Annotated in this window: 23 protein-coding genes; 17 read left to right on the top strand and 6 right to left on the bottom strand. The window is 68.8% G+C overall.

Annotated elements, in window-relative coordinates; genetic code table 11:
* The first annotated feature begins 4 nt into the window (after positions 1 to 4).
* The 12 genes from jaqu_RS18650 (at position 5) to jaqu_RS18705 (ending at position 11,883) form a co-directional block, all read left to right on the top strand.
* The gene (locus tag jaqu_RS18650; RefSeq protein ID WP_170938653.1) at positions 5 to 1,270 is read left to right on the top strand and encodes an ABC transporter substrate-binding protein; all 1,266 of its coding nucleotides are present in this window, start codon (positions 5 to 7) and stop codon (positions 1,268 to 1,270) included.
* Positions 1,271 to 1,368: 98 nt separating this feature from the next.
* Positions 1,369 to 1,827 (top strand): hypothetical protein, encoded by a 459-nt coding sequence (locus jaqu_RS18655; RefSeq protein ID WP_043920522.1) that lies wholly within the window; start codon positions 1,369 to 1,371, stop codon positions 1,825 to 1,827.
* A 3-nt stretch (positions 1,828 to 1,830) separates the two neighbouring features.
* Positions 1,831 to 2,787 carry a carbohydrate ABC transporter permease gene (locus tag jaqu_RS18660; protein WP_043920523.1) on the top strand — a complete coding sequence of 319 codons (957 nt, stop codon included), beginning with the start codon at positions 1,831 to 1,833 and terminating at the stop codon, positions 2,785 to 2,787.
* The gene (locus tag jaqu_RS18665) at positions 2,784 to 3,125 is read left to right on the top strand and encodes a hypothetical protein (RefSeq protein ID WP_043920524.1); all 342 of its coding nucleotides are present in this window, start codon (positions 2,784 to 2,786) and stop codon (positions 3,123 to 3,125) included. Before jaqu_RS18660 ends, jaqu_RS18665 begins: the two co-directional genes overlap by 4 nt.
* Positions 3,122 to 3,484 carry an MmcQ/YjbR family DNA-binding protein gene (locus tag jaqu_RS18670; protein WP_043920525.1) on the top strand — a complete coding sequence of 121 codons (363 nt, stop codon included), beginning with the start codon at positions 3,122 to 3,124 and terminating at the stop codon, positions 3,482 to 3,484. Before jaqu_RS18665 ends, jaqu_RS18670 begins: the two co-directional genes overlap by 4 nt.
* Positions 3,485 to 3,487: 3 nt before the next feature.
* Positions 3,488 to 4,336, top strand: coding sequence for a carbohydrate ABC transporter permease (locus jaqu_RS18675; protein WP_043920526.1), 849 nt, complete (start codon positions 3,488 to 3,490; stop codon positions 4,334 to 4,336).
* Between the two features lie 82 nt (positions 4,337 to 4,418).
* Entirely contained in the window at positions 4,419 to 6,515 is a 2,097-nt protein-coding gene (locus jaqu_RS18680; RefSeq protein ID WP_043920618.1) for an alpha-galactosidase, read from the top strand.
* Between the two features lie 321 nt (positions 6,516 to 6,836).
* Positions 6,837 to 7,607 (top strand): SDR family NAD(P)-dependent oxidoreductase, encoded by a 771-nt coding sequence (locus jaqu_RS18685; RefSeq protein ID WP_043920527.1) that lies wholly within the window; start codon positions 6,837 to 6,839, stop codon positions 7,605 to 7,607.
* Positions 7,604 to 8,479 carry a 2-dehydro-3-deoxygalactonokinase gene (locus jaqu_RS18690; protein ID WP_043920528.1) on the top strand — a complete coding sequence of 292 codons (876 nt, stop codon included), beginning with the start codon at positions 7,604 to 7,606 and terminating at the stop codon, positions 8,477 to 8,479. The genes jaqu_RS18685 and jaqu_RS18690 overlap by 4 nt, the downstream gene beginning before the upstream one ends.
* Complete coding sequence (locus jaqu_RS18695) at positions 8,476 to 9,078, top strand: 2-dehydro-3-deoxy-6-phosphogalactonate aldolase (RefSeq protein WP_043920529.1); 603 nt, start codon at positions 8,476 to 8,478, stop codon at positions 9,076 to 9,078. The genes jaqu_RS18690 and jaqu_RS18695 overlap by 4 nt, the downstream gene beginning before the upstream one ends.
* A complete protein-coding gene (locus jaqu_RS18700) occupies positions 9,075 to 9,935 on the top strand; it encodes an SMP-30/gluconolactonase/LRE family protein (protein ID WP_043920530.1) in 861 nt (286 codons plus the stop codon). Before jaqu_RS18695 ends, jaqu_RS18700 begins: the two co-directional genes overlap by 4 nt.
* Before the next feature lie 19 nt (positions 9,936 to 9,954).
* Positions 9,955 to 11,883 carry a beta-galactosidase gene (locus jaqu_RS18705; RefSeq protein WP_043920531.1) on the top strand — a complete coding sequence of 643 codons (1,929 nt, stop codon included), beginning with the start codon at positions 9,955 to 9,957 and terminating at the stop codon, positions 11,881 to 11,883.
* 16 nt (positions 11,884 to 11,899) lie between these two features.
* Here the strand turns inward: jaqu_RS18705 and jaqu_RS22185 are convergent, their stop codons facing one another.
* From jaqu_RS22185 to jaqu_RS18730, 5 genes are all read right to left on the bottom strand, one after another.
* Positions 11,900 to 13,009: an extensin family protein gene (locus jaqu_RS22185; RefSeq protein ID WP_052501075.1), complete on the bottom strand. Its 1,110-nt coding sequence runs from the start codon at positions 13,007 to 13,009 to the stop codon at positions 11,900 to 11,902.
* Entirely contained in the window at positions 13,006 to 13,935 is a 930-nt protein-coding gene (locus jaqu_RS18715; RefSeq protein WP_043920532.1) for a prephenate/arogenate dehydrogenase family protein, read from the bottom strand. Before jaqu_RS18715 ends, jaqu_RS22185 begins: the two co-directional genes overlap by 4 nt.
* A complete protein-coding gene (gene hisC / locus jaqu_RS18720; protein ID WP_043920533.1) occupies positions 13,923 to 15,002 on the bottom strand; it encodes a histidinol-phosphate transaminase in 1,080 nt (359 codons plus the stop codon). Before hisC ends, jaqu_RS18715 begins: the two co-directional genes overlap by 13 nt.
* A gap of 147 nt (positions 15,003 to 15,149) precedes the next feature.
* A complete protein-coding gene (locus jaqu_RS18725; RefSeq protein ID WP_043920620.1) occupies positions 15,150 to 17,342 on the bottom strand; it encodes a primosomal protein N' in 2,193 nt (730 codons plus the stop codon).
* A gap of 270 nt (positions 17,343 to 17,612) precedes the next feature.
* Positions 17,613 to 18,380 carry an NHL repeat-containing protein gene (locus jaqu_RS18730; RefSeq protein WP_043920534.1) on the bottom strand — a complete coding sequence of 256 codons (768 nt, stop codon included), beginning with the start codon at positions 18,378 to 18,380 and terminating at the stop codon, positions 17,613 to 17,615.
* A 105-nt stretch (positions 18,381 to 18,485) separates the two neighbouring features.
* Here jaqu_RS18730 and jaqu_RS18735 point away from each other — a divergent pair, with 105 nt between their 5' ends.
* The 4 genes from jaqu_RS18735 (at position 18,486) to jaqu_RS18750 (ending at position 22,120) form a co-directional block, all read left to right on the top strand.
* Positions 18,486 to 19,205 carry an SDR family oxidoreductase gene (locus jaqu_RS18735; protein WP_043920535.1) on the top strand — a complete coding sequence of 240 codons (720 nt, stop codon included), beginning with the start codon at positions 18,486 to 18,488 and terminating at the stop codon, positions 19,203 to 19,205.
* Positions 19,195 to 19,857 carry an SDR family NAD(P)-dependent oxidoreductase gene (locus jaqu_RS18740; RefSeq protein WP_043920536.1) on the top strand — a complete coding sequence of 221 codons (663 nt, stop codon included), beginning with the start codon at positions 19,195 to 19,197 and terminating at the stop codon, positions 19,855 to 19,857. The genes jaqu_RS18735 and jaqu_RS18740 overlap by 11 nt, the downstream gene beginning before the upstream one ends.
* Positions 19,851 to 21,380: a cryptochrome/photolyase family protein gene (locus tag jaqu_RS18745; protein ID WP_043920537.1), complete on the top strand. Its 1,530-nt coding sequence runs from the start codon at positions 19,851 to 19,853 to the stop codon at positions 21,378 to 21,380. The genes jaqu_RS18740 and jaqu_RS18745 overlap by 7 nt, the downstream gene beginning before the upstream one ends.
* Before the next feature lie 137 nt (positions 21,381 to 21,517).
* Complete coding sequence (locus jaqu_RS18750; protein WP_152626963.1) at positions 21,518 to 22,120, top strand: hypothetical protein; 603 nt, start codon at positions 21,518 to 21,520, stop codon at positions 22,118 to 22,120.
* Positions 22,121 to 22,396: 276 nt separating this feature from the next.
* On the opposite strand, the gene jaqu_RS18755 is transcribed toward jaqu_RS18750, so the two are convergent.
* Positions 22,397 to 23,881 carry an MORN repeat-containing protein gene (locus jaqu_RS18755; RefSeq protein WP_043920539.1) on the bottom strand — a complete coding sequence of 495 codons (1,485 nt, stop codon included), beginning with the start codon at positions 23,879 to 23,881 and terminating at the stop codon, positions 22,397 to 22,399.
* Between the two features lie 116 nt (positions 23,882 to 23,997).
* On the opposite strand from jaqu_RS18755, the gene jaqu_RS18760 reads away from it, so the two are divergent.
* Positions 23,998 to 25,662: an NAD+ synthase gene (locus jaqu_RS18760; RefSeq protein WP_043920540.1), complete on the top strand. Its 1,665-nt coding sequence runs from the start codon at positions 23,998 to 24,000 to the stop codon at positions 25,660 to 25,662.
* The last annotated feature ends 352 nt before the right edge of the window (positions 25,663 to 26,014 follow it).

The following is a 26,014-nucleotide window of genomic DNA, read 5'->3' on the forward strand; positions in this document are numbered from 1 at the left end:
CACCATGCGTTCCATCACCCTGGCGCTCGCCGCCAGTACCGCGCTCTTGTCGTTCGGGACGGGCGCGGCCCTCGCCGATGCCCATTCCAGCCTCGAAGGCACGCTGCGCATCAGCTCGGACATGTCCAACCCGGCGCCCCGCGCCGTGATGGAGGGGCTGGCCGCCGAGTTTGACGAGATGCACCCGAATCTAGATGTCGAGCTGACGATCGTCGACCGCGAGGCCTGGAAGACCCAGATCCGGAACGCGCTATCGGCCAATCCGCCGGACGTGGTGAACTGGTACGCGGCCAACCGGATGCGTCCCTACGTGGATGCGGGCCTCTTCATGGACATCTCGGATCTCTGGGCCGAGCCGGAATTCGAGGCCATGGCTTCCACCCGCGGCGCGATGACCATCGACGGCGCCCAGTACGGCGTGCCCTACACCTACTACCAGTGGGGCGTTTACTACCGCGAGGACATCTTCGACGAGTTGGGCCTGACCGAGCCGACCACCTGGGAAGAGGAAAAGGCCAATTGCCAGGCGATCCTCGACTCGGGGCGCAAGTGCTACACGATCGGCACCAAGTTCCTCTGGACCGCAGGCGGCTGGTTCGACTACATCAACGCCCGGACCCACGGCTACGACTTCCACATGGAACTCGCCCGCGGCGAGGTGCCCTGGACCGACGACCGCGTCCGTCAGACCTTCGCCAACTGGCGCGAGCTGATCGACATGGGCGCCTATATCGACGACCACCAGAACTATTCCTGGCAGGAGGCGCTGCCGTTCATGCTGAACGGCGAGGCGACGTCCTACCTGATGGGCAACTTCGCCGTGGCCGCGATGCGCGACGGCGGGCTGACCGACGACCAGCTGGACTTCTACCAGTTCGTCAAGATCAACCCCGACGTGGACTATGCCGAGGACGCGCCCACCGATACGTTCCACATCGCCTCCGGCGCGCAGAACGTGGACGCGGCGAAGGAATTCCTGCGCTTCGTCACCTCGCCCGACGTGCAGACCCGCATCAACGCGGGCGACGCGCTGGGGCAGCTTCCGGTGAACGCCAACTCGTCGGTGGATGACGACGAGTTCCTGCAGCAGGGCTTCGAGATGCTTTCGAGCAACGCCCAGGGCGGGATCATGCAGTTCTTCGACCGCGACCTGGATGCCGAGATGGCCTCCATCGCGATGGAAGGCCTGCAGGAATTCATGGTCTTCCCCGACAACCTGGACGACATTCTGGCCCGCCTCGAAGACGCGCGCCAGCGCATCTACGAGTGAGCTATCCGGGGTGGGCGCCCGTCGCGCCCGCCCCCCTCGATGCCGACGCATCGGCATGGCCCCCGCCATCCCAATGCGCCGCGACCCGGAGCGACCAGATGGTTCGACCCATCGCCATCCTGACCTTGCTGGCCTTCGCCGCACCCGCCGCAGCGCAGGTGCGCGGGATCTGCACCAATGGCAGCCTCTGGTGGGCCGAAGGGCGGCTCGCCGGGCTCGGCCCCTGCGAGAGCCCGGAAGAGGGCTTCTTCGTCCTGGCCTGCGGGCCCGACGGCGTGACGCTGGATGCCGAAAGCGAGATGGGCGTGGCCGAGGGCGATCCGACCGGCCTCCTCCTGTCCGTCGACGGAGAAGGCTTCTATCTCGACGGCACCGGCACGCTCTTTCCGCGCAGCGGCTTCGTGGGCGTGGGCCGCGCGCCCGTTCCGCCCGAGGCGCTCGCCGCCCTGCGCCGGGGCACGGGGGCCAGCTTCGCCTTCAAGGCCGAGACCCGCGACATTCACCTGACCGGATCGAACGCGGCGATCGGATCCATGCTGCAAGCCTGCGGAGGGTAATCCATGGCTAACGTCTCGCCCGCCGTCCCGGACACCCATCCGCCGGTGAAGCCCCGCGGCTGGTACCGCCGCAACGAGATCGCTCTGACCCCCTGGCTCTTCCTTCTGCCGGGGGTCCTGTTCTTCGCGGTCTACGTGATCGTTCCCATCTTCCAGAGCTTCTACATCAGCCTGTGGGAATGGAACGGGCTGGGCGACCTGCACGAGACCGGCGAGTATGTCGGCCTCGCCAATTACGAGCGTCTGCTGGGCGGCGACCGCAAGTTCGAGGTCTCGTTCTGGAACAACATCCGCTGGCTCGTCCTCTACCTGCTGGCGATCCCGGCGGGGCTCTTCATCGCGCTGTTCCTGAACCAGACGGTCACGGGCATCCGGCTCTACAAGTCGCTCTTCTTCTTTCCCTTCGTGCTGAGCCAGGTGGTCGTCGGGCTGGTCTTCTCCTGGTTCTACTTGCCGCGCGAGGGGCTTCTGAACGCGATCCTCGGCGTGTTCGGCGCGGGCGGGCTGAACATCCTGGGCGATCCCGACCTCGCGACCTACGGGATCATCGCCGCCGGGCTCTGGCCGCAGACGGCCTATTGCATGATCCTCTATCTCACGGGCCTGAATGCCGTGGACCCCGAACAGGTCGAGGCCGCCCGTCTCGACGGGGCAAAGGGCTGGCGGATGCTCTGGTACGTGATCCTGCCGCAGCTCAAGCCCGCGACCTTCATCGCCTTCGTGGTCACGATCATCGGCGCGCTGCGCAGCTTCGACCTGATCTCCGTGATGACCAACGGCGGGCCCTTCGGATCGACCCGCGTCCTCAGCTTCTACATGTTCGAAGAGGCGCTCAGCGAATTCGGCTTCCGCATGGGCTACGGCTCGGCCATCGCGGTGGTGCTGTTCCTGCTGATGCTGATTTTCATCACCTACTTCCTGTGGTCGATGTGGCGCGAAGAGAAGGCGGCCCGGCGATGAAAGGCGCGGCGACCCTCGCCCTCGCGGCGGCCATCGGCGCGGCGGCCCCTCTGGCGGCCCAGGTCAATACCGGCGCGCCCCCCTTCGAGGCCCCGCTCGACATGAATGAACCCGCAGAGGCGTTCTTCGCGCGCTGCGCGGGCGTCATCCTCTTCACCACCACCCGGCCGGGCGGGTCGACGACGGCAGAGACGGCCGTCGCGATGAAGGTCTTCACCGACCAGCTCGAAGACCCAGACACGCGAATGGACGCGACGCTGCGCTACTACATGACCGACCCGGCCATCACCTCGGCGGATTTTTCGTTTTGCATGGACCTGCTGGAGCGCGACAGATGACTCGCGCCGAGTTCGACACCCTCTGCGCCCGCCACCCCGGCGCCGTGCTCTCCGGCCCCGGAGAGCTGGATGCCTGGAAGGTCGGGGGCAAGATGTTCGCCTGTTTCGGCCACACCGACACCCGCGCGACCAACGACGATCACGCGGTCGTCCGCTGCGCCGACGCCGAGATGGCGCGGATGCTGATTGAGACCGGCGCCGCCGGAAAGCCCGCCTATTTCCGCGGCGCGTGGGTACGCCTCGACCTCGCGGCGCTGGACGCGGACGAGGCCGCCCACCGGATCGCAGTATCCTACGACACGATCCGCGCGGGCCTGACGAAGAAGGCGCAGGCCGCCCTGCCGCCGAGGGAGGACTGAGCCATGTTCCCCACGCCGATCCAGAAACGCTCCGCGGCCGCGCAGGCGACCTACAAGTCGCTCCTGCCGGTGGCGCTGATCCTGTGGCTCCTGCCGCTCATCGCGGTGATGGTCTTCTCGATCCGCCCGGATGCCGACTTCACCCAGGGCAATTACTGGGGCCTGCCGTCCAGCTTCGACCTGATCCCGAACTATTCCCAGGTCTTCTTCAACTCGGACATGCCGCGCTATCTGTGGAACTCGGTCCTGATCACGCTGCCCACCGTGGCGGGCGCCGTGGCGCTCTCGGCGATGACGGGCTTCGCGCTGGGGGTCTATCGGTTCAAGGGCAACCTTCTGATCTTCTTCATGTTCATCGCGGGCAACTTCGTTCCGTTCCAGATCCTGATGGTCCCGGTGCGCGACCTGACGGTGGATGTGGGGCTCTACGACACGAAGACGGGGCTGATCCTCTTCCACATCGCGTTCCAGACGGGGTTCTGCACGCTCTTCATGCGCAACTTCATCCGCGCCCTGCCCTACCCCCTGATCGAGGCCGCCCGCGTCGAGGGCGTCGCCGAATGGCGCATCTTCCTCTACGTCGTGCTGCCGCTGATGAAGCCCGCGCTGGCCGCGCTCTCGGTGCTGATCTTCACCTTCATCTGGAACGACTATTTCTGGGCCGTCGTCCTGACCCAGGGCCCCGACGCCCAGCCGGTCACGGCGGGGATCACGGCCTTCAACTCGCAGTTCCGCGCCGCCTACCACCTCATGAGCGCGGGCAGCATCGTCGCCGCCCTTCCGCCGGTCCTGATCTTCTTCCTGATGCAGAAGCACTTCATCGCCGGCCTCACGCTGGGCGCCGTGAAGTGACATCGCGGCCCGTCCATCCGGTCACGGCACGGCGGACCACGGCCCGCCCGGGGGTGCCCTCGTGAAGGACGCCGCCCCCGCCCTGCGCACCTGGCGGCTCGACGACCATGACGGCCGAACGGCGCGCCAGACCCTCGTGCTGGCCGCCCGGGGCGACCGGCTGCCCCAATGCGTCTACTGGGGCCCGCCGCTCCCGCCCGAAGCCGATCTCGCCACCCTCGCCGCCGCCCATGCCATCGACGTCACCGGCGGGATGCTGGACGAGAACCCGGATCTCAGCCTCTGCCCCGAGGCGAGCCGCTCCTTTCCCGGCCAGCCCGGCCTGATCCTGCGCGACGCGGGCGGCACGCCGATCCTGCCGCGCTTCCACTACCACTCGGACAAGCAGGACGGCGAGGCCCTGACGCTCGGCTATGCCGATCCCGATCATGGTCTGACGCTTACCTTCCACTTCGCCCCCGACCCGGCGACCCGCATCATCCGCGCGCGGACCACGCTCCGGGCCGACAGCCCGATCCACCTCCACTGGCTCGCCGCGCCGGTCCTGCCCGCGCCCCAGCATTCGGACGAGATGATCGACGTCTCCGGCCGCTGGATCGGGGAGTTCGCGCTCAACCGCACCCCCTGGTCGCCCGGCATCCGCTACCGCGAGAACCGCACCGGCCGCACCGGGCACGAGCATTTCCCCGGCCTCCTGATCCCCTGCACCGGCGCCACCAACACGCAAGGAGAGGCCTACGGCTTTCATTACGGCTGGTCCGGCGGCCATCGCATGATCGCCGAGGAGCTGCCCGACGGGCGCCGCCAGATCCAGTTCGGCCACGCCACGGGGAAAGAACTCCGCCCCGCCACCCGCTTCGAAAGCGCCGAGCTTCACCTCACCTATTCCGGTTACGGGCTGAACGGCTGCGCGGTCGCCTTCCAGCGCCATGTCCGCGACCGCGTCGTCACCTGGCCCGACGCGGCCCGCCCCCGCCCCGTCCATTACAATTGCTGGGAGGCGGTCTATTTCGACCACGACCTCCCCCTCTTGCGCGACATCGCCACCCGCGCCGCCGATCTCGGCGCCGAACGCTTCGTGCTGGATGACGGCTGGTTCGGCCAGCGCGACGACGACACCCGCTCGCTCTCGGACTGGACGGTCGATCCGCGCAAGTATCCCGACGGCCTCGACCCGCTGATCGAGCATGTCCACGGGCTCGGCATGACCTTCGGGATCTGGTTCGAGCCCGAGATGGTGAACCCCGACAGCGACCTGCACCGGGCCCATCCGGACTGGGCACTAGGGGCCCACGACCAGACGCTGGGCCGTCAGCAGAAGGCGCTCAACATGGCGCTGCCCGAAGTCCGCGACTTCCTCTTCGAGCGCATGGCCGAGATCCTGGGCAATCACGCGATCGACTACGTGAAATGGGATCACAACCGGGTCCTGCCGATGCCCGATGCCGATCAGACGCGGGGTTCCTACGCGCTGATCGACCGGCTGCGCGCCGCTTTCCCGGCGGTCGAGATCGAAAGCTGCGCCTCGGGCGGCGGACGGATCGACTTCGGCATCCTCGGCCGCACCCAGCGCATCTGGCTCAGCGACTCGAACGACGCGCTCGAACGGCTGCGGATCCAGCATGACGCGGCCCTGTTCCTGCCGCTGGCCGTCACCGGCAGCCATGTGGGCCCCCGGCGCTGCCACACGTCCGGCCGCATCCTCGATATCCGCCTGCGCGCCTGGGTCGCCGCCCAGCGCCATATGGGCTTCGAGATGGACCCCCGCGAACTGACCGAACACGAAGCGGCGGTGCTCCGCAACGTCACCGCCTGGTGGAAGGACAATCGCGACTGGATGACCCGCGCCGATATCCACCGCCTCGACGCCTCCGACCCGGCGGTCATCGCCGAGCAACAGCAGGCCCGCGACGGCAGCCGCTTCGTGGTCTTCGCGGGCAAGGCGGCGACCAGCACCCAGATCGCGCCGCGCCCCCTGCGTCTCACCTCGCTGGAGCCCGGTGCCACTTACCGCGTCGCGCTCTGCGACGCCGACGCGCTGCCCGCCCTGTCGCGCGGCACCCCGCTCCTGAAGGACGGCCCCGTCGACCTGCCGGGCGCCTGGCTGATGCATCACGGCCTCGTCCTGCCCTGGGACTTCCCCGAAACGATGGCCGTCATCGAGGGGAGGCGCCTGTGACCGCGCCTTGCTCCCCCATTAAGGTTGACGCGCCCTCCCCCGCCGCGCCTGGCGCCGCGCCGGCGGGCACCGACCCCCGCGGATCGCAGGCGCATCGCGAGGAGTCGAGGCACGACGCCGTGTCTCTCATCCTGCCGGAAATATCCCGGGGGGCGCGTGCCACGTCCACGCCGACCTCCGGCCGACCGGGGGCAGAGCCCCCCTCGTGCGACGGCGCAAAAGTTAACGGCGCTCCCCGTGCACGTCCGTCTGCACAGGGGGTGCACGGGGGGTGCACAGGGGGTGCACGCCGATTTCCGCCATTCGAGCCGAAAGGTTAACATGATCCAGGCCAGTTTTCCCGACCTCCGCGACGCCTCCATCTTCATCACCGGCGGCGGCTCCGGCATCGGTGCCGCCCTGACCGAGGGCTTCCTGCGCCAGGGCGCCCGCGTCGCGTTCATCGGCCGCTCGGACGCCTCCGCCTTCGTGGACGAGATGGAGGAAGCGACCGGCAACCGCCCCCTCTTCATCCAGGGAGACGTTACCGAAAACGCAAGCCTTTTCCGTGCGATGGACCAGGCGGCCGAGGCGCACGGCCCGATCACCCGGCTGGTCAACAACGCCGCCAACGACCAGCGCCACGCCACGCTCGACGTGGACGAAGCCTTCTGGGACTGGTCGATCTCGATCAACCTCAAGGCCTATCTCTTCGCCTGCCAGCACGCGATCCGGGGCATGACGGCGGCGGGCCTGCCGGGCCACATCGTCAATTTCAGCTCGATCAGCTACATGATGGGCAATGCGGGCTATGCGATCTACACCGCCGCCAATTCCGGCATCAACGGCCTAACCCGCTCTCTCGCAAGGGAATTCGGCCCCGATGGCATCCGCGTGAACGCGCTGGCACCTGGTTGGGTCCTGACGCAGAAACAGCTCGACCTGTGGGCCGATCCCGACAGCCTCAAGGCCCATCTCGACCGCCAGTGCATCCCCGAACATCTGGCCCCGGACGACATCGTCGGCCCCACCCTGTTTCTGGCCTCGGATATCTCGAAAATGATGACGGGTCAGGCGCTTGTGGTCGATGGCGGCGTGGTGACGACCGGATGAGATGGATCGCCGTCGATTGGGGCACCACCTCCCTGCGCGCCTGGCTGATGGACGGCGAGGCGCCGATCGACGCCCGCAACGACGAGCGTGGCATGAATCGCTTGACCCCCGACGCGTTCGAGAGGACGTTCCTCGATCTCGCCGCCGACTGGGTGGACGGCCCGACGACTGTCCGCATCTGCGGAATGGCCGGCGCGCGGCAGGGCTGGCACGAAGGGCCCTATCGCGCCGTGCCCTGCACGCCGCTCGACGGCGCCGGGGTGAAGGTGCCGGTGGACGACGATCGGCTGGATGTCGCCATCGTACCCGGCCTCTCGCAAACCGCACCCCATGCGGATGTCATGCGCGGGGAAGAGACGCAGATCGCGGGCCTCCTGGCCCGGTTCCCGGACTTCGACGGCTGCGCCTGCCTGCCCGGCACCCATACCAAATGGGTTCATCTCAGCGCCGGGGAAGTGGTCAGCTTCCAGACCGTCATGACCGGCGAAACCTTTCAACTCTATGCCAAAAGTTCCGTTCTGCGCCATTCGCTCGGCGGCGACGGATGGGACGATGACGCCTTCGACACCGCCCTGTCCGAGGCGCTGTCCCGGCCCGAACGGATGGTCGCCCGCCTCTTCGGGCTGCGCGCCGCCGACCTTCTGCAGGGGCAGGAGTCCGGGGCCGCGCGCGCGACGCTGTCGGGCCTGCTGATCGGTGCGGAACTCGCCGCGACCAGGCCTTGGTGGCTGGGCCGGGATGTGGTCATCTGCGGCAGCGACCGGACGATGCCGGTCTACGACCGTGCCCTGCGCGCCCAGGGCGTGACGACCCGAACCCTCCCGGCCGCCGAGTCGACCCTCGCCGGCCTCGCCAGTCTGGTAACGCCATGAGCCGACCGCTGATCGCCATCCTCCGCGGCATCGAACCGGATCAGGCCGTCCCCGCCTGCGCCGCGCTGATCGAGGCGGGGATCACCGTGATCGAGGTGCCGCTGAACTCCCCCGACCCGTTGCGCTCCATCGCCGCGATGGCCAGCGCGCACGGGGCCGACGCCCTGATCGGCGCGGGCACCGTGCTGACGCCCGAGCAGGTCGACGCCGTGGCCGAGGCCGGCGGGCGCCTCATTGTCTCGCCCGATTGCAACTCGGACGTCATCTCCCGCACGGTCGAACACGGCCTGCAATCCTGGCCCGGTATCTTCACCCCGACCGAGGCCTTCGCCGCGATCCGCGCGGGCGCGACCGGGTTGAAACTCTTCCCCGGTTCCATGGCCGGCCCGTCCGGCCTGAAGGCGATGAAGGCCGTCCTGCCGCCGGAGATCCCGGTCTATGCCGTGGGCGGCGCCGGGGCCGGGAACTTCGCCGAATGGATCGCGGCCGGGGCGGACGGCTTCGGGCTGGGCACGGCGCTCTATACGCCCGGCCTGTCCGCCGCCGACATTGCCGACCGCGCCCGAACCATCGTCGCCGCATGGGACGCGCTGGGATGACCCCACGGGTCTACGACGACCGCCGCTGCCGCTTGGGCGAAGGCGCGCTCTGGCACCCCGAGCGCCAGCAGCTCTTCTGGTTCGACATCACCGCGCGCAAGCTCCTGACGCGCAGCGCCGCGGGACCGCAGGAATGGGAGTGGGACGAACCGGTCTCCGCCGCCGGATGGATCGACCGCGAAACGCTGATGGTCGTCTCCGCCAGCGGGTTCTGGCGGTTCGCCATTGCCGACGGGTCGCGCGACCTGCTCGCCCCGCTGGAGGCGGACGACCCGCTCACGCGCTCCAACGACGGCCGAGCGGACCCCGTCGGCGGCTTCTGGGTCGGCACGATGGGGCTGGACGCGGACCCCGAGGCAGGCGCCGTCTATCGCTATTTCCGCGGCGAGGTGCGCAAGCTTTTCGAGGGGGTGACGATCCCGAACTCCATCTGCTTTTCGCCGGACCGGGACTTCGCCTACTTCACCGACACGGCCGTGGGCGTGCTCTGGCGCCAGCGCCTCGACCGGGCCGGCTGGCCGTCGGGACGGCCGGAGGCGCTGGTCGATTTCGGCCCCGTGGGCCTCGCCCCGGACGGCGCCGTGTGCGATGCGCAGGGCAATATCTGGATCGCACAATGGGGCGCGTGGCGCGTCGCGTGCCACGCGCCCGACGGGCAGTTCCGTCAGGCGCTCCAGGTCTCGGCTGCGCATACCACCTGCCCGGCCTTCGGTGGACCGGACCTGCGGCACATGTTCGTCACCTCGGCCACGCAAGGCCTGCCTGACGGCGCGCTGGACCACCAGCCCGGCGGCGGCCTGACCTGGGTCGCCGAGATGCCCGTGCGCGGCCAGCGCGAGCATCGCGTCGTCCCCTGACCCCTTTCGGGAGCCATCCATGAAACGCACGCTGGGCGTCTGCTACTATCCCGAACACTGGCCCGAGGATCGCTGGGCCACGGACGCCACCATGATGGCAGAGGCGGGCCTGACCTGGGTCCGTATCGGCGAATTCGCCTGGTCCCGGCTGGAACCCGCGCCGGGCGAATTGCGCTTCGACTGGCTGGCGCGGGCCATCGACACGCTACGCGGGGCCGGGCTGAAAATCGTGCTGGGCACCCCCTCGGCCACGCCGCCGCACTGGATGCTCGACCGCCACCCCGACATGCTGGCCGTGGATGCCGAGGGAAGGCCCCGCAAGTTCGGGTCACGCCGGCATTACTGCTTCAGCCACGTCCCCTACCGCGACGAAGCCGCGCGCATGGCCCGCCTTCTGGCCGAGCGGTTCCCGGACGTGGATGCCTGGCAGACAGACAACGAGTACGGCTGCCACGATACGATCCTGAGCTGGTCCGACGCCGCCCGCGACGCCTTTCGCGACTGGCTGCGCGAGCGGTATTCGAAGGCCGGCGCCAACGACCCGATCGGCGCGCTGAACGCCCATTGGGGTAACGTCTTCTGGTCGATGGACTATGCGGATTTCGACCAGATCGACCTGCCCAACCTGACCGTGACGGAACCGAATCCGGCACATCTGATGGCCTTCCGCCGCTTCAGCAGCGATCAGGTGGCCCGTTGGAACGCCGCCCAGGTCGAAGCGATCCGCGTCCATTCGGATGCCCCGATCAGCCACAACTACATGGGTCGGATAACGGAATTCGACCATTACGATCTGGGCCGCCAGATGGAGATCGCGACCTGGGACAGCTATCCGCTGGGCTTCCTGCTGGACCGGGTGCCGGACGGCGACGCGCAGGCCTATCTGCGGCAAGGCGATCCAGACTTCCAGGCGTTCCACCACGACCTCTATCGTGCCGTGGCCGCACAGGCTCCCGGCGACGCCCCACCCCGCTGGTGGGTGATGGAACAGCAGCCCGGACCCGTGAACTGGGCGCCCCACAATCCCGCGCCGCTGCCGGGCATGGTCCGCCTCTGGACATGGGAGGCATTCGCCCACGGGGCCGAAGCGGTCTGCTATTTCCGGTGGCGCCAGGCGCCCTTCGCGCAGGAGAGCCACCATGCGGGCCTTCTGCGCCCCGATGCCGAACCTGCGCCGGGATTGGCCGAGGCGCGCGCCGTCGCCGCCGAACTGGCCGACGCTCCGGACGTGGCATCCGCGCAGGCTCCGGTCGCGCTGGTCTTCGACTACGCCTCGCAATGGGCATGGGAGGTGCAGCCGCAGGGCAAGGGGTTCGACCATTTCGCGCTGGCCTTCCACCTCTACCGGGCCTTGCGTTCGCTGGGATTGGGTGTCGACATCCTGCCGCCCGACGCGCCATCGCTCGATGGCTACGCGCTGACGCTGATCCCGTCCCTGATGACGCTGGGATCCGCCCTGCGCGGCGCCATTGAAGAGGCGCCCGGGATCGTCCTGACCGGTCCGCGCACCGACCTGCGCGGTCCCGATCTGGCGATGCACGTCCCGCTCGGGCCGCATCTGCCCGGCCTCGACGTGACTGCCACGCTGGTCGAGACGCTGCCGCCTCACGCGCCGCGCGCGCTGCGGCGAGGCGGCGCGCTGACGCTGTGGCTGGAGCATCTGGAGACGGATGCCGCCATCGTCGAGCACACGACCGACGGCCTGCCTGCGCTGGTCCGGTCGGGCAACCGTGCTCATCTGGCGGGATGGCCAGACATGGAAGCGGCGCGCCGCATCCTGCGCGACCTCGCCACCGAGGCGGGGCTCGATCCCATCGACATGCCAGAGGGCGTGCGCCGGCGCGGAACGGCCACCGAGACGTTCCTGTTCAACTACGCCGCCGAGGACCGCGAGTTCGCCGGCCACAGACTTCCCCCGGCGGGCGTATTACGGCTGCCGGACGCCTGACCGGCGCCATGCGGGCCTAGCGGCAGAAGCTGCCCGAGCGGTAGCGTGCCGTATCGAAGTGAAAATGATCCCGGTGGTAGCGATCCGAATTCGGGCCGAGGACCGTTCCGAACGGCCCGCAGGCCGCCCGCCAGAGCGCTGCGAGAATGCGGCCTTCGGCCCCCTGCCCCCAATCCCGCAGGACGCTGAGCGTCTCTCCATTGGCGAGACGGATGCCCGAGATGTCGATCGCGCGGCCCTTGGCGTGCTCGCTCAGACGGCCGCCCGAGCGGTTGTTGCGGTTCCGGCAGGCATAGCCGGCGGCGACCTCGATCCGCGTCGCCCCCCCGCCGCGCCCGCCGACCGTGGGGATGAGACCCGTCCTCACCCAGGTTTCCAGCGCCCGCGCAGTGCCGCAATCCATCCGGGCCGGGCGGCTGAGCCCAACGCCCGCGACCGACCGGACGCGCACCGCCTCTTGGATACCGCAGGCGCCGGGACCGGGCACGGGGTCGATCCGCTCGCCCGCGATGGCGGCGCTGCCGCAGAGGCCGCCGCCCTGCTGGCGGTTGGCGCGGCGCGCGGCGGCAAGGCGGATGGCGGGGCGGATCTGCGGCCGGTCGGATTGCAGCGGCAGCCCTTGCAGGTCGATCCGCGGCACCGGGTCCGAGAGCATCGCGAACATCGCGCGCGCCTCGCGCACATCCTCGGGCACCCGCCCCACCGGCCGGACCGAGGTCGCGACCGCAGGCTGTGCCGCCGGGCGCGCCGGAGCCTGCGAGAGCACTTCGACCAACCCGGCAGGCCGCGCCTTCGGAGCCGGGGTCGCAAGCGCCGGATCCGGCGTGGCCAAGCGGATCGGGGCGACCGTCCCGCGCGAGGAGGGAACGGTCCGCAGAACCTCCGCCCCGATCTCGGCCGCGTCGATGGCTTTACGCAGGGTCTCGGCCAGATCGGCGGGGTCGCGCAATCCCCTGTCGGGGCGCGGTGTCGGAACGGATGACGGCGCCGAGGCGGCGCGCTCGGGCCGCGGCAGGGGCCGCAGAGCGGGCTCGATGAGTTCGATCGCCGGACGCGGCACCGGCCGCGGAGACGCGAAGGCCGGCAGCGCGACCGCGATCGCCAGAAGTGTCGCGATCCCCTTCATCCGGCCGTGCCCTTCCGCAGCACCGCGCGCCCGAAATCGGGTACATCCACGTCCTGCCCGGCATCCAGGATGCCGCGCCGGATCGCGCGCGTGCGGGTGAAGTAATCCTCGAGCATCTTCCCGTCTCCCGTGCGGATGGCGCGCTGGAGCGCGAACAGCTCTTCGGTGAATCGTCCCAGGATCTCGAGCGTCGCGTCCTTGTTATTCAAGAACACGTCGCGCCACATGACCGGATCGGAGGCGGCGATGCGCGTGAAGTCGCGGAAGCCCGCCGCCGAATACTTGATGACCTCGCTGTCGGTCACGCGCCGCAGATCGTCGGCCACGCCGACCATCGTGTAGGCGATCAGGTGAGGCGCATGGCTGGTCACGGCCAGCACCAGATCGTGGTGATCCGGCTCCATCACATCGACATGGGAGCCCAGCGCGTTCCAGAGCCGCGCCAGCCGCTCCACCTCCGGCCCGTCGGACAGGGGCGTCAGCAGGCACCAGCGACCTTCGAAAAGTTCCGGAAAGCCAGATTCGGGGCCGGAATGCTCGGTTCCCGCGATGGGGTGGGCGGGGACGAAATGGACGCCGTCCGGCAGATGCGGACCGACCGCCGTGATGACGTCGCGCTTGACCGAGCCGACATCGCTGACCGTCGCACCCGATGCGAGATGCGGCGCGATCTCGCGGGCGACCGCATCCATCGCACCGACGGGCACGCAGAGCACGACGAGATCGGCGCCCTCGACCGCCTCCGCCGCGGTGTCGCAGACCCGATCGACCAGCCCGCGTTGCAGCGCGACTTCGCGGGTGCGGGCGGTCCGGGCATGGCCCACCACTTCCCCGGCGAGGCCGTCGGCGCGCATCCGCAGGCCCATCGATCCCGCGATCAGCCCCAGCCCGATCAGCGCGACGCGGTCGTAGATCACTGCGCCCATGCGGCGACGCCTTCCAGGACCCGATCCACGCCGTCCGCGTCACCGACCGTGATGCGCAGGGCTTCGGGAAACCCGTAGCTCGCGACGTGACGCACGATGACGCCGTGTTCCTTGAGGATGGCGTCGCAGGCCAGCGCGGCCTCTTCATGGGCGAACCGCGCCAGCACGAAGTTCGCCGCGCTGTCGTCGACGGCCAGTCCAAGTTCGCGCAGCCCCGCCGCGAGTCGGGCGCGCTGCTCCCGGTTCACGTCCCGACACCGCGTGACGAACTCGCGGTCCCGCATCGCCGCCTCGGCCGCGGCCAGCGCCACGTTGGACAGGTTGAACGGCCCCCGGATCCGGTTGAGCACGTCGATCACTTCTCGCGGGCCATAGCCCCAGCCGACACGCATTCCGCCCAGCCCGTACATCTTGGAGAAGGTGCGTGTAGCGAACACGTTTTCGCGCGTTTGCGCCAGCGCCAGCCCGCCGTCGAAATCGTCCGCGTATTCGGCATAGGCCCCGTCCAGGACCAGCAGGCAGCCATCGGGCAAGCCGTCGGCGAGCCGCGTCACCTCCTGCCCGTTCAGGATCGTCCCGGTCGGATTGGCGGGATTGGCCAGGTAGACCAGGCGCGTGCGGTCGGTGACCGCGGCCAGCATGGCGGCCACATCGACGCGGCGGTCGTGTTCGGGCGCGGGGACAGGGGTGCCGCCGGCCCCGCGTGTGACGATCGGATAGATCAGGAAGCCGTGCTCGGGATAGACGACCTCGTCTCCCGGCCCGACATAGGCCTGTGCCAGCAGATGCAGGATCTCGTCCGAGCCGACGCCGCAGATGATCCGGTCCGGGTCGAGGTCATGCACCTCGGCGATCGCCGCGCGCAATCCGGCATGGTCGGTGGCCGGGTAGAGCTGCATGTCGCCGACCGCCTCGCGCGCGGCGGCCTGCGCCGCCTCCGGCGCACCGAACGGGTTCTCGTTCGACGACAGCTTCAATACGTCGTCACGCCCCGCGATCTTCGACGCGCCGCCCTGATAGAGCGGGATGTCCATTATGCCGGGCTGCGGCCGGGGCGCGGCTGTCATGGCGGTTACTCCTTCAAATCCGCGCCTGTCTAGCCGTCTCCCGCGGGCGAGGAAAGCGCCACGCCCTTCTCTCATCCTGCTGCAAATATCCTGGGGGTGTGGGGGTGAAACCCCCACCGGATCGGACGGCGCAAGCCGTCCGATCCCTCAGAGAAAGCTCTGCGGGTCGATATCGACGCTCAGACGGGTCGAGCGGGGCACGTCGACCTGCCCGATCCACCGCGCCAAAGCGCCCTGGATCGGCGCCTGCCGCGGCGCCTTGACCAGCAGCCGCACGCGGTGCCGGCCCCGGATGCGCGCAATCGGCGCCGGGGCGGGCCCCCAGACCTCGGCTCCGACCTCCTCCAGCACCTGTGCGCGGCGGGCCAGCGCATTGCCCAGATCGAAGGCGACCGACGCCTCGGGATCGGAGATCACGATCCCCGCCATCCGCCCGTAGGGCGGCACACCGGCGGCACGCCGCTCGGCGGCCTCGGCGGCCCAGAACCCCTCCTCGTCGCCGGACAGGATCGCGCGGATGACCGGATGCTCCGGCTGATAGGTCTGCAGCAATGCCTCGCCCGGCCGGTCGGCCCGTCCCGCCCGGCCCGATACCTGGCGCATCAACTGGAACGTCCGCTCGGCGGCGCGCAGGTCGCCGCCCTGAAGCCCCAGATCCGCGTCGATCACACCGACCAGCGTCAGCAGCGGGAAGTTGTGGCCCTTGGCCACCAATTGCGTCCCGATCACGATATCGGCGCCGCCGGCCGCGATCTCCTCGACGGCGGCCTTCAACGCGCGGGCGCTGCCGAACAGGTCCGACGAAAGGACGGCGGCACGGGCATCGGGGAAAAGCTCGGCCACCTCTTCCGCCATGCGTTCGACGCCTGGCCCGACGGGCGCCATCTTGCCCTCGATCCCGCAGGACGGACAGGTCTCGGGCATCGGGCGGGTCTCACCGCATTGATGGCACATGAGCCGCTTCAGGAAGCGGTGCTCGACCATGCGCGCGTCGCATTGGTGGCAGGCGACCTGCTGCCCGCAGGCCCGGCACAGCGTCACCGGGGCGTAGCCGCGCCGGTTGAGGAAGACAAGCGATTGCTCGCCCGCTTCGAGCCGGCGCGCGATGGCGCCGCGCAGGGTGGGTGAGATCCACCGTCCCGCCGGGACCGTCTCGGCCCGCATGTCGATGGCGCGAAGCACGGGCATCGCCCGCTCGCCGAACCGCGAGGTCAGATCGAGACGGTCGTATTTGCCGGCCTCGACATTGGCCCAGCTTTCCAGCGACGGCGTGGCCGAGGCGAGGACGACGCGCGCGCCCTCCTCTGCGGCGCGCAGAACGGCCATGTCGCGCGCAGAATAGAGCACGCCATCCTCCTGCTTGTAGGAGGTATCGTGTTCCTCATCGACGACGATCAGGCCGAGGCGCGGATAGGGCAGGAACAGCGAAGAGCGCGCGCCCACGACAAGCTTCGCCTGTCCTTCGGCCACCATCCGCCAGCAGCGGCGGCGTTCGGCCTGGGTGACGCCGGAATGCCATTCGGCCGGTGTGGCCCCGAAGCGCGCTTCGACCCGTTTCAGGAATTCGCTCGTCAGCGCGATCTCGGGCAGCAGGACCAGCGCCTGACGCCCCTCAGAGAGGCATTCGGCCACCGCCTCGAGATAGACCTCGGTCTTGCCCGATCCGGTCACGCCCTTCAGCAGCGTCGTCCCGTAGCCTCCGGTGCGAAGATGGTCGCGCAGGAGATCCGCCGCCGCCTGCTGGTCGGGGGCGAGCGGCTTGCCCGGCCGTGCGGGATCCAGCACCGGATAGGGCGCGTCACGGGGCGCCTCCACCTCGGCCACCGCCCCGGACGGGAGCAGGCCCTTGACGACGCCGGTCGACACTCCGGCGAGATCGGCCAGCTCGGACAGGGCGAACAGGTCTCCGCGCCGCTCTTCCAGCAGGGCGAGCACCTTCGTCCGCGCGTCGGTGACCCGATCCGGCTCTCCGTCGCCGAGGGTATAGAGCCGGCGCTTGCCGGGCTTTTCTCCGGGGCCGGGCACGCGCATCGCCAGCCGCAGCATCGAGACGAGCGGCGTCAAAGTGTAGGCGGCGGCCCGTTCCAGAAAGGCGCGCATCCCGGGCGTCATCGGCGGGACGTCGAGAACGCCGAGCACCGGACGCAGTTTTTCGACCGGCCAATCCCCCTCCGCCTCGCCCCAGACGACGCCCATCACCTTCCGGGGCCCCAGCGGCACTTCGACGAAGGCACCCAGGACCACGCCGCCCTCTGGCGCGCGGTAATCGAGCGCGCCGTCCAGCGGTTGCGTGGTCAGCACGGCCAGAGGCTCTCCGGGGGCGAAGCGGCGCGGGGTCATGGATGCCATATCGCGTCTCGGGCAGGCCGGGGAAAGGGGCGTTCCGGCATCGCGCGGGCGAGAGGCCAGCCCCTCGCGCTCCCCGGGATATTTTCGGCAGGATGAGTCAGCGGGGTCGGGCATCGGAGCCAGTGGACGGAGGATCGGCAGCCTGTCGTCCGTGAGACTTTGCCGCCATGGTCCGACGATCCATCGACCACCGGAAAAACCGGACGGGCGAAGCAAGCACCTCGCCTCCGAGACCGGACGCCCCGATTGCGCGGCCCTTGGTCAGAACATCATGCAATCCGCGCCCGGCGGCAGAGGCTCCGCGCCTTCGGGTAGCGTCGCGGTATAGTCGAAGCTGACAATCCGCGCGCCGGTATCGAACGCGATGAAGAGCTGTCCCGATCCGGGGCGGATCGCGATACCTTCCGGATCGGTTCCGTATTCCCAGAGCGGCACAGAGGCGATCAACTCCCCGTCCGGCGTGAGCTCGTAGAGCGAATTCGTCCCTTCCTGGTCGTCCACGATCAGCATGTGGCCCGTCCGGGGATCCACCGCGATGCCTTGCGCCTCGATGAGCGGCGGGTCCAGCGTGGTCGTGTCGATACGGCGGAGCAGCGTCCCGTCGGGCGAGAACCAGCTCAACCGCTCTGGATCATCCTCGACGGTGACGATCGTGCCATCCGCCAGGACTGCGATCCCCTCGGTATCGGCCCAACCCCCATCCAAAGAGAACGGCGCCCCCAGCGCCACACCGTCCTTGGAGACGCGCTGCATCCCGCCATAGCCGTCGCCCAGCAGCAGGTCGTCGCCTTCCAGCGCGATCGCCTTGACGCGGCTGAGGTCGCTGGTGATGCGGCGAAGCTCCTCTCCGGCGAGGGTCTTGAGCGCGACGTCCGGCCCCTCGTTCGCGATCCAGAGGCCGCAGAAGGTGGGGTCGTAATCCAGGCTCGCAGGGCGGTTCAGGTCGTAGCTGCCGGTCTGGACCAGTTCCAGCGCGGGCACGGATCCGGCCGAAAGCGACAGCGCGACGGCAAGGCGCAGGGCTGTCATGGCGTCTCTCCCCCGGTTGCGTCCGGGAAATGATTTGGCCCGAGGGAACGCCGCGTCAACGCACGCGCCATTGAAGCCGGGCGGCGCGCGGCTAGCTGGCCTGCCATGGAAATCCGCACGCGCACCGCTCTCGTCACCGGCGCAGCCGGGCTGATCGGTCGGGGTCTGGTCACGCATCTTCTCGGGCGGGGCTGGCGTGTCGCGGCGCTGGACGAGGCGCCGGATGTCGATGGGCCGGGCGCCCCGGCGGGCGGCGATCTCTTGCGGCTCGTGGCCGATGTCTCGGACGAGGCGGCGGTGCGCCGTTCCGCGCGCGAGGTGGCGGACTGGGCCGGACGTCTGGATCTGCTGGTGAACAATGCGGGGCTCGCCGGGGCCGCGTCCGGGCCGGTGGAGCACCTGTCGCTGGAGGACTGGAACCGGCGTCTTGCCGTGAACCTGACGGGGCCGCTCCTGATGGCGAAGCATTTCGCCCCGCTCCTGCGCGAGGCTCGGGGGGCGATCGTCAACATCACCTCGACCCGCGCCCACATGTCCGAACCCGATTGCGAAAGCTATGCCGCCTCGAAGGGCGGGCTGACGGCGCTGACCCATGCGCTCGCGATCAGCCTCGGCCCCGAGATCCGGGTGAACGCGGTCGCGCCCGGCTGGATCACCGAAGACGACCTGCGCGGGATTGACCACGCCCAGCACCCTGCGGGGCGCGCGGGACGGCCGGAGGATGTCGCCGAAACCGCCACCTGGCTGGCCGATGCGGGCTTCGTCACCGGGCAGGTCGTCATCGTGGACGGAGGAATGACGAGGAAGATGATCTATGCCGAATGAAGCGCGCCGCGCTCTCGTGATCGGGGCCTCGGGCGGGATCGGGGCGGCGTTGGCCGATGCCCTGTCCAGGGACCACGAGGTGACGCGGATGTCCCGATCCGCCGACGGGCTGGACGTGGCCGACCCCGAAAGCGTCGCCCGCGGGTTGGGGGCCGTAGAGGGCCCCTTCGATACGGTCTTCGTGGCCACCGGTATCCTGGCGCCCGAAGGGGCCTCGCCGGAAAAGGCGCTGGACCAGATCGACGCCGACGCCATGGCGCGGACCTTCGCGGTCAATGCCATCGGCCCGGCCATCGTCCTGCGCCACCTCGTCCCGCTTCTGGCCGAGGGCGCGCGGGTCGGGGTTCTGACGGCGCGGGTGGGCAGCATCGGCGACAACCGAATGGGGGGCTGGTACTCTTACCGGGCGTCGAAAGCCGCGGCGAACCAGATCGTCCATGGCGCCGCCATCGAGATCGGACGCAAGGACAAGGCCGCCGTGATCGTCGCGCTTCATCCCGGCACGGTCGAGACGACCTTCACCGAGGGCTACAAGGCCAAGAAGGTCACCGCAGAGAAGGCGGCGGACAACCTGATCGGGGTTCTCTCCGGTCTCTCCCCCGATCAGTCGGGCGGGTTCTTCGACTACGCCGCCAAGGCGATCGAATGGTGAAGCGTCTCATCCTGGTTCTGGGCGATCAGCTCTCGGACGATCTGAGCGCGCTGCGCGAGGGCGACAAGGAGACGGATATCGTCGTCATGGCCGAGGTCCGGTCGGAGACGGATTACGTCGCCCATCATCCCAAGAAGATCGCATTCCTGTTCGCCGCGATGCGCAAGCATGCAGAGCGGTTGCGCGCGGATGGGTGGGATGTCCGCTATTCCCGCCTCGACGATACCGAGAACACCCAGTCGATCCCCGGTGAATTGATCCGCTACGCCGACGAGACAGGGGCCGAGGAAGTCCTCGCGACCGAGCCGGGCGAGTTCCGCCTGATCGACGCGTTGGAGGAATGCCCCATCCCCGTCCACCTGTTCCCCGACGATCGCTTCCTGTGCTCCCACGCCGAGTTCGAGGCCTGGGCCGAGGGCCGCAAGGAATTGCGGATGGAGTGGTTCTACCGCGAGATGCGCCGCAAGACCGGCCTTCTGATGGAGGGGGACAAGCCGGCGGGCGGCAAGTGGAACTACGACGCCGAAAACCGCAAGCCGCCGAAAGAGGGTCTGGATCCGTCAGGTCCGATGAAGTTCACGCCGGATAAGACCGTCCAGGAGGTGCTGGACCTCGTCGCGGCCCAGTTCGGCAACCGCTACGGCAGCCTCGACGATTTCTGGTTCGCGACCGAGCCTGGGCAGGCCCGCCGGGCGCTGGCTCATTTCATCAGGCGCAGCCTGCCCACCTTCGGCGACTTCCAGGACGCGATGGTCACGGGCGAGCCCTACATGTTCCATGCGCTTCTCTCGCCTTACATCAACGCCGGGCTTCTGGGTTGGCGCGAGGTCTGCGAGGCCGCAGTGCAGGCCTATGAGGATGGCGACGCGCCGCTGAACGCGGTCGAAGGCTTCGTCCGGCAGATCATCGGCTGGCGCGAATACATCCGGGGCATCTACTTCCTGGAAGGGCCAGACTATCCCCAGCGCAACGGCCTCGGCCACGACCGCGACCTGCCCGAATTCTACTGGACCGGCGACACCGACATGCATTGCCTGAAGGAATGCGTGACGGCCACGATGGACAACGCCTACGCCCATCACATCCAGCGGCTGATGGTGACGGGCAATTTCGCGCTGCTGGCCGGGCTCGACCCTCAGCAGGTCAGCGAGTGGTATCTGATCGTCTATGCCGACGCCTACGAATGGGTCGAGGCGCCCAACGTCGTCGGCATGTCGCAATTCGCCGATGGCGGGGTGGTGGCCTCCAAACCCTACGTGTCGGGGGGCAATTACATCAACAGGATGTCGGATTACTGCAAGCATTGCAGCTATTCCGTCTCGACCAAGACCGGAGAGGGGGCGTGCCCGTTCAACCTGCTCTACTGGCATTTCCTGAACCGCCATCGCGAGCGGTTCGAGAACAATCCCCGCATGGCGCAGATGTATCGAAGCTGGGACCGCATGGATGAAGGCCGCCGCGAGACCGTGATCACCGAAGGCGATGCGTTCCTGCAGCGGTTATCGGCGGGAAATCGCGTATAATTGAAAACAGTCCGGGCTGTGGGCGCCGATTTTCCGCCCCGGCGCCCCAATTCCGCCGTCTGCGTCCGGCATTTCCCTTCCTTGAGTATTACCCGAGCGTAAAGGGATCGGGCCCGATGCAGATCGACCGGCTATTGTTGAAGACCGCAACCCGGCTTGCGCCGCGCCTCATGCGGATGGCGTCGCGCGGCGGGCAGACACCCGCGACGGAGCCCGCGAAGGCCGTGGCCAGCGCCCCGGAGGAGTCGCTGCGCGGTTCCGGGTCCTGGGCCAACGAATGGGCCGGGGCACGGGCCGCGATCGCGCGCGCGGCGGCTGCCGGGCCGATCCCGAAGCGGAACGCGGCGCCTCCGCCGCCCGAGAACATCATCCGCCCCCGCCCGCTGATGTCCGCACGCGAGATCAAGCTGCACAACTGGATTGCCGACAAGCTGGAGGTTTCGTGCCCCGACTGCTCGCTCCATGCGGGCGTCGCGCTGGAATCGTTCCTCGTCTCGGAGCAGCCCGATGCGCTGGACGGCCTCGTCGCCGACATGCTCATCGCGGATGACAGAGGCACGCCACTGGTGACGCTGATCCGGGACAGGAAGGTGGATAACGACCGCCAGGTCCGTCTGCTCGACGCGCTGATCGATGCGGAACTTCCGGTGATCGACCTGCCCGACAAGCTGTCGCTGTCGAAGCTCTGGGCGCAGATCGAACAGCACCTGCCGGGCGAAGCAGCGGTAACGCAGCACTGAGTCCCGGTCGGACCATCAGGCAGAGGCCTCGTCGCGGTCGGTCGGGCCGGGCCGCCGCCTTCCAGAGGCGCGATCAGGCTGCACGATCCGACAGGCGCCCAGCCTGGACGAGGAGGGCACTCGCCGTGCCGGTCCAGCGAAGAAGGCGGGCACAGGCCTGAGACAGTCACACTCCGCGGGTCACGACAGCAGGCCCGAGGGCACCTGCCCGCACGCGCCGCTACCCGCGGCCCCCATTCACGCACGGCCGCGCCCGAGGACGTTACGGCCGTCGGATCAATCCGTGGCGACAGCGCCCCCTGCCGCCTCGTCCTCTGCCTGCGCCGTCGCCTCGTCGGCCTCGGCGGATGTCGGCTGGATCTGCGACTCGACCGTGTCGAGCGGCCGTGCCTCTGCGAAGTCGCCGGATTCCCAGCGGCCCGTCTCGACCTGACCGGTCGCATACCGCATCGTCCCCGGCCCCTGACGCTGCCCGTTGACGAACTCTCCCTCGTAGACGTCGCCATTGGCATAGGTCGCGGTCCCGGCCCCGTGGATGACGCCGGCGCGCCACCCTCCGGCATAGGAGAACCCGTCCGGCTTGGCGATACGGCCTTCGCCCTCGCGTTGGCCGTCCACGAAAGTGCCTTCGTAGATCGTCCCGTCGGCATAGGTGGCGCGGCCGTCGCCATGACGCTCCCCGTCGCGCCACTCGCCCTCGTAGCGGTAGCCGTCGGGGAAGGTCATTACACCTTCACCGTGGTTGCGCCCATCCTGAAAGCCGCCTTCGTAGGTCATGCCGTTGGCATAGACCGCGCGACCCTCGCCATGGATCGTGCCGTCCCGCCAACCGCCCTCGTAGACCGTCCCGTCCGCGTACTCGATCCGCCCCTCGCCATCGGCCAGATCGTCCTTGAAGCTGCCTTCGTAGACGGACCCGTCCGGATAGCGGACGCGGCCCTGGCCCTCGATCAGTCCCGCGGACCATTCGCCCACGTATTCGTAGCCGTCGGGCCGCGTGAAGGTCCCATGGCCATGGCGGAGATCGGCAACGAAGCTGCCTTCGTAGCGGTCGCCATTGGCGTAGGTGACGATGCCGTTCCCTTCCCTTCGCCCATCGACCAGCGTTCCGACATAGGCATCCCCGCCGGGCTGGATCAGCGTGCCCGTCCCGGTGATCGCCCCGTCCGTCCACTGCCCGTCATAGGTCAGGCCGTCCGGGCTGCGAAAGATCCCCTCGCCGTGACGCAGGTTGCCCTGCATGCCACCCTCGTAGGTCGACCCGTCCGGGTAGGTGATCCGACCCTCTCCCTCTTTCAAACCGTCGATCCAGCCGCCCTCGTAACGGTAGCCGCTGGGCATCTCCATGACGCCCTGTCCGTGGTGGACCGCGTTCACGAACTCTCCGCGGTAGCGCGTGCCGTTGGCGTATTGCGCGGCGCCATCGCCGTCGATCCGACCGTCGACCCAACTGCCGGTATAGGTCCCCCCATCGGCGAAGGTGATCGTGCCGACGCCGTGGGGCTTGCCGTTCTCGAAGCTGCCTTCGTAGATCGACCCGTCCGCAAAGCGCGCGCGGCCCTGCCCCCGGATCTCTCCGTCGACGAACTCGCCGGTATATTGATACCCCGATGGCAGCGTGTACGTGCCCGTGCCGTGTTGCAGCCCGTTGCGGAAGGTGCCTTCGTAGACACCCCCGCCCTCGTATTCCTTGGTTATGATCTCCTGGGCCTGAGCGGTGCCTGCCGCCAGGATGATCCCCAGGATTGCCGCGCGGATCATGCGCTGCCCCCTGCTCCATTCCCTCGGGGCGGAAGCTAGGCCACGCGGCCTTTGGGCGCAACGGTGCGCAAGCGTCGCACCTTCCCCCCGGCGCGTCGCCGCGCTACGTGCCGCCCATGAGCCGCCGTTTTCGCCTGTTTCTCGCCCAGATGAACCCCGTGATGGGCGACATCGAAGGCAATGCCGCCCAGATCCGCGACCTGTGGGAGGCCGGGCGGGAGGCCGGGGCCGACATGGTCGCCGTGCCCGAGATGGCGCTGACGGGCTATCAGCCGCAGGATCTGGTCCGCAAGCCGGCCTTCGTGGCCCACGCCACCGCGGCATTGGACCGGCTGGTTGAGGGTCTGGACGAGGGACCGGCGCTCGGGGTGGGGCTGCCGGTCTGGCCGCCGGGCTGCGAGAAGCCCTTCAACGCCTACATCGTGGCGCAGAACGGACGCGTTCTGGCAGAGAACCTCAAGCACCACCTGCCGAACTACAAGGTCTTCGACGAGAAGCGCTACTTCGAGGCGGGACCGATCTCGGGTCCCTACTCGGTCAACGGCGTCCGGATCGGGACACCGATCTGCGAGGATGCCTGGTACGAGGACGTCCCGGAGACGCAGGCCGAAACCGGGGCCGAGATCCTGGTGGTGCCGAACGGCTCTCCTTATTTTCGCGGCAAGCAGGACGTGCGCTACAACGTGGTCGTCGCCCGCGTGGTCGAGACCGGATTGCCGCTGGCCTATCTCAATCTCGTGGGCGGTCAGGACGACCAGATCTTCGACGGGGCCTCCTTCGTCATCAATCCCGGCGGCGCGTTGGCCTGCCATCTGCCCAGCTTCGAGACCGCCACCGAGATGGTCGAGTTCGAGGAACGCCAAGACGGCTGGCGCGCCCGTCCCGGCCGGAAGGCGCCGCAGCCCGAGGACCACGCCGCCGACTATCAGGCGATGGTGCTCGGGACGCGCGACTACATGCACAAGGCCGGCTTCGAGCGCGCGCTTCTGGGTCTGTCCGGTGGCATCGACAGCGCCATCGTGGCCGCCATCGCCACCGATGCGCTGGGGCCGGAGAACGTGCATTGCGTGATGCTGCCCTCCGAATACACGTCCCCGACCTCGCTGGAGGACGCGGCGGCTGTCGCACACAACCTGGGCTGCCATCTGGACGAAGTGCCGATCAGCGGCCCCCGCGCCGCCGTGACCGATGCGTTGGCGCATCTCTTCGCCGGAAGCGAGCCCGACATCACCGAGGAGAACATCCAGTCGCGCCTGCGCGGCCTCCTCCTGATGGCGATCTCCAACAAGTTCGGTGCGATGCTGCTGACGACCGGCAACAAGTCCGAAGTCGCCGTCGGATACGCGACGATCTATGGCGACATGTCGGGCGGCTACAATCCGGTGAAGGATCTCTACAAGACCCGTCTCTTCGAGACCTGCCGCTGGCGCAATGCCAACCATGTGGACTGGTTCAAGGGCCCTGCGGGCGAGGTCATCCCCCCCCGCGTGATCGACAAGCCGCCGACCGCCGAATTGCGGGAGGATCAGAAGGACGAGGACAGCCTGCCCCCCTACCCCGTTCTCGACGATATCCTGGAGCGGTTGATCGACCACGAGCAATCCGTGGCCGAGGTCGTCGCGGCAGGGCACGACCGCGAGACGGTCAAGCAGGTCGAACGGCTGATCTACCTGTCCGAGTACAAGCGCTTCCAGTCGGCACCGGGCGCGCGCCTGTCGCAGCGCGCCTTCTGGCTCGACCGCCGCTATCCGATCGTGAACCGCTGGCGCGACCCGTCCTGAGGTCGACGCATCCGCCGGGGCATCGAGCCCCTGTGGATGCGGCGAGAGGCTCTGCCTCTCGCGCTCTCCGGGATATTTGGAAAGCGAAGAAGGGGGGCGGGGGGTGCCCGGGGGGGCCGCGCCGGGCGCGGTTTCGCGCGTCGCGTTCACCCGCAATTAACCGCTCGGGACGACAACCTCCCTGCGCGCAGGGGAGACACCTCCCCGGACAGACCGGAATGACGGGCCGCCCGGCCCTCCGGAGATGACGGTCCGCCCCGGCAAGGCGGACCCACGGGCAGACGGGGCGTGACAGGCCCCCGACCGTCGGTTCCCCGCGAACCCGGCGCCGATCCCGGATCGACCCACGGGC

It is taken from the genome of Jannaschia aquimarina, from assembly GCF_000877395.1.
GTDB classification, from domain to species: Bacteria; Pseudomonadota; Alphaproteobacteria; order Rhodobacterales; family Rhodobacteraceae; genus Jannaschia; species Jannaschia aquimarina.